This window comes from Synechococcus sp. MU1655, from assembly GCF_023630655.1.
GTDB lineage: Bacteria > Cyanobacteriota > Cyanobacteriia > PCC-6307 > Cyanobiaceae > Synechococcus_C.
The window spans coordinates 1-3,377 of the sequence record NZ_JAKUHK010000226.1 but is presented as its reverse complement, the minus strand read 5'-3'; the positions used below and the strand labels follow the sequence as shown (position 1 = coordinate 3,377).

At 58.7% G+C, this 3,377-nt stretch carries 5 protein-coding genes and 1 tRNA gene; 4 read left to right on the top strand and 2 right to left on the bottom strand.

The annotated features are described in order from the left end of the window. Window positions 1–555: YgfZ family protein (locus NCN04_RS09725; protein ID WP_250395961.1), on the bottom strand; the 555-nt coding region annotated here is incomplete at its 3' end. After that, window positions 552–1,121 carry an orotate phosphoribosyltransferase gene (gene pyrE / locus NCN04_RS09720; RefSeq protein ID WP_250395960.1) on the bottom strand — a complete coding sequence of 190 codons (570 nt, stop codon included), beginning with the start codon at window positions 1,119–1,121 and terminating at the stop codon, window positions 552–554. The genes pyrE and NCN04_RS09725, both read right to left, overlap by 4 nt. A gap of 90 nt (window positions 1,122–1,211) precedes the next feature. Between pyrE and NCN04_RS09715 the strand changes: the two genes are divergently transcribed. From NCN04_RS09715 to NCN04_RS09700, 4 genes are all read left to right on the top strand, one after another. Continuing rightward, entirely contained in the window at window positions 1,212–1,700 is a 489-nt protein-coding gene (locus NCN04_RS09715) for an occludin/ELL family protein (RefSeq protein WP_250395962.1), read from the top strand. 14 nt (window positions 1,701–1,714) lie between these two features. Then, window positions 1,715–1,787: transfer RNA gene (locus NCN04_RS09710), tRNA-Ile, on the top strand. A gap of 14 nt (window positions 1,788–1,801) precedes the next feature. Next, window positions 1,802–3,079: a hemolysin family protein gene (locus NCN04_RS09705; RefSeq protein ID WP_048347791.1), complete on the top strand. Its 1,278-nt coding sequence runs from the start codon at window positions 1,802–1,804 to the stop codon at window positions 3,077–3,079. Window positions 3,080–3,132: 53 nt separating this feature from the next. Continuing rightward, window positions 3,133–3,377 (top strand): Gfo/Idh/MocA family protein (locus NCN04_RS09700; RefSeq protein WP_250395959.1); only part of this gene is annotated, 245 nt, incomplete at its 3' end.

Below are 3,377 nucleotides of genomic sequence, written 5' to 3'. Positions count from 1 at the left end.
TGCCACCGTTTCCTGCCCCAGATAACACCCTTTGTTGAGGTGCACCCAGGGAGACAGGCCCAGTTCAAAGGGATTGGTGGTTCCATCTAATTCACCAGCACTGAGAGGCCACCCCTGTGCCAGGCGCCAACAATCGAGTTGGTTGGCGTTGGCGGCCTCACTGGCTGGGAAGCGATCGCTTGCGCTGGGCTCATCCTCTGTCCAGAACACATTGACTGGCTCCATCGGCTGGGCTTGGACCAGCAGCTCTTGTCGTCGTTGTTGTCGGATTCCTTTGAGGCGAACGCGGTCGGCGGGAAAAATCACCCGATCGAACCCTTGGTGAACGGCATCCACCGCTCCAGCCAGAACGAGCACATCAGCGCCTGTGGCGTCCATTCGGATTTCAAGCAGGGCCTGCACCCGTCCGGTGGCATCGAGCCAGCAGGCCGGCAGAAGATCGCCCTCTTCAGCCTGCTGGATGTCGGCGCTGGTCTGACCTTGAAGGAACGTGCGGCTGCCACTCCCTTCGAGGCGCAGCACTGGGAAGTTTTGATCCCAAAGGAGCTTGCTCATGCTTTGAACTCTTGTGACTGGGCGGCCACCTCTTCCAGGCGATACAGGCTGTGTAACTCGAGGCCAGCGGCTTGCATCGCAGCAGCCCCTCCCTCTTCACGGTCAACAATCGTCACCACCCGATTCACGGTGAAGCCAGCGGCTCGGAGTTGTTCAACAGCTTTGATGGATGATCCACCGGTGGTGACCACATCCTCAAGAACGGTGACGAGCGCGCCCTGCTCAGGAAGGGGACCCTCCAGCCAGGCTCCTGTGCCGTGGCCCTTGGCCTGCTTGCGCACGATCAGAGCATTCAGAGAGCGTCCTGCCTGGGCGGCAGCAAGGGCGACACCACTCACGAGTGGATCGGCTCCCAGGGTGAGGCCGCCAACGGCTGCCGCATCGGCTTCGACCAGAGCGAGCATCGCCGGGCAGAGCAGGGCTAGGCCTGAGCCGCTCAAGCTGACCGGCTTGCAATTCACGTAGTGATCGCTGCTGCGACCGGACGCGAGGGTGAAGTTGCCATGGCGGTAAGCCTCTTTCGCTAGGCGTTCCAGCAGGGGGTCGTGTTCAAAACGTTGAGACATCGGGGCTGGTGCGCAGCGAATCCTCTGCCTAGTTTGCGCGCAGTCGTGACGGTTTTTGTGCGCAGGCTCCCGTTTGGTGTTCTGGTGATCATGGGTTCACTCGCTCTGTGGCAGGCCGACCCTGGTCAGGCCAATCCTGTGGTTTGCGTCACGAGCCTTGAAGCTCCTTCGCATTCAAGGAGTGGTGGCGAGATCCTTGCTCCCGTTGAGGTCAGCCGTTGTGGCCCTGTCCAAACCACAGACTCACTGGTCACTGAGCGGTTTTATACGTGGACGGCACCCTTTGCTCGTGGTGTGGATGTGATGCACCAGTTCACCGACCTTCTTGGTATTGCTGTTGCGGGGCCTGAGGGCAACAAGGTGATGGGATTTGGCTTCCCTGATCAGACGATTGTTTGGGATGGATCCGCTGTGCAATCCACTTATCAGGTGTTACTGGAGGAGCAAAGTCCGGCGATCCCGTGGCGCACTGTGGACATTTCCAACGGATTCACGAGAAGCTTGGCGGAGGAAGGTCTGGTCAGAATGCCAATCGAGCGGGATGATCCACCCTCAGCACCCATACGTGCCTTGTGGTAAATCCGTGATAACGCGGGGGTCTAGCAATCTGGTGAATGCAGCGAACTCATAATTCGCCTTAGCCGAGTTCGATCCTCGGGACCCCCATCCATTCCTGACCCATGCGCAACCTGCTGCTGATCGCGCTTTTGGTTTTACCGGCGTTTTTTGCAGCGGCTGAAGTGGCATTGCTGCGACTGCGTCCAAGTCGAGTTCATGAACTTCGTGAGGAGGGCCTGCCGGGTGCTCCAGCGGTCGAGCGCCTGCAGCGCCGGTTGCGAACAGTTCTGCTGATGACCCAGTTCGGCACCACCTTGTCGTTGGTGGCACTCGGTTGGATCGCAAGGGGCTTTGGTCAGCGTTGGTGGCCGATGGAAACACCAGCTGGTCGATGGTGGGATCTGGCCTGGTTCCTTGTGTTGGTGGTCTTGGCCACGCTGCTATCAGGGTTGCTCCCAAGAGCTCTGGTGCTCAGCCGTCCGGAACCTGCTGTGTTGCAACTATCTCCTGTCTTGGAAACCACCATGCAGGTGTTGCGTCCCCTGCTGTCTGTCCTGGAGGTCATCGCGTCACTCCTGCTTCGTCTTGTGGGCTTAAAACCTCGCTGGGATGCACTCGTGCCGGCACTGACAGCTGGTGAGTTGGAGACCCTGGTGGAGAGTGGAGGAGTCACGGGCCTTCGGCCCGATGAACGCAACATTCTCGAAGGGGTGTTTGCGTTACGGGACATGCAGGTGCGGGAGGTGATGGTCCCTCGTTCTGGGATGGTCACCCTGCCGGTGGAGGTGCGCTTCGCAGAGTTGATGGAGGCCGTTCATCGCACCCGACATGCACGGTTCCCTGTGATCGGGCAGTCGCTGGATGATGTCCGTGGTGTGCTGGATTTACGCCGGTTGGCTGAGCCCATCGCCCGTGGCGAACTTCACAAAGATTCCGCTTTAGAGCCTTATTTGAGTCCTGCTGAGCGGGTGCTGGAGACCAGCAATCTCGCGGAATTGTTGGCGATTATTCGATCTGGACATCCTTTGCTGTTGGTGGTGGATGAACACGGGGGTACGGAGGGATTGGTGACTGCAGCCGATCTCACCGGTGAAATTGTTGGGGATGAGCCAGAACATGAAAGGGCAGAGCCAGACCTGCAGGCGATCGATGGGGAGGAGGGTGCCTGGCTGGTTGCTGGTGATTTGGAGATCTTTGAGCTCAACCGTCAACTGAATCTTGACCTGCCTGAGGCCTCGGACCATCACACGCTTGCTGGCTTCTTGTTGGAACGGTTACAGCACATTCCTGCCGCTGGAGAAGCGCTGCGGCACAACGGAGTTCAGTTTGAGATCATCACGATGAAAGGCCCGCGCATCGTGCAGGTGAGACTGGTTATCCCTGGTGTGACGAGCCGCTGAAGCGGTCTTAGCTGTTGATCACCGATAATCAGCTCTGACCTGCATTCCATCCGATGACCGACCCTATGGTTCCGGTAAAGGTCGGAGTGATCGGAATCGGCAACATGGGTTGGCATCACGCCCGTGTGCTTAGTCTTTTGAAGGATGCGGATCTGGTTGGTGTGTCCGATCCGGATGCCAAGCGCGGAGCGCTTGCAAAAGACCAGTTTGATTGCCGCTGGTTCGCGGATTACCGCGAGATGCTGTCTGAGGTCGAAGCGGTTTGTATTGCTGTTCCGACCCTGCTCCACCATGCCGT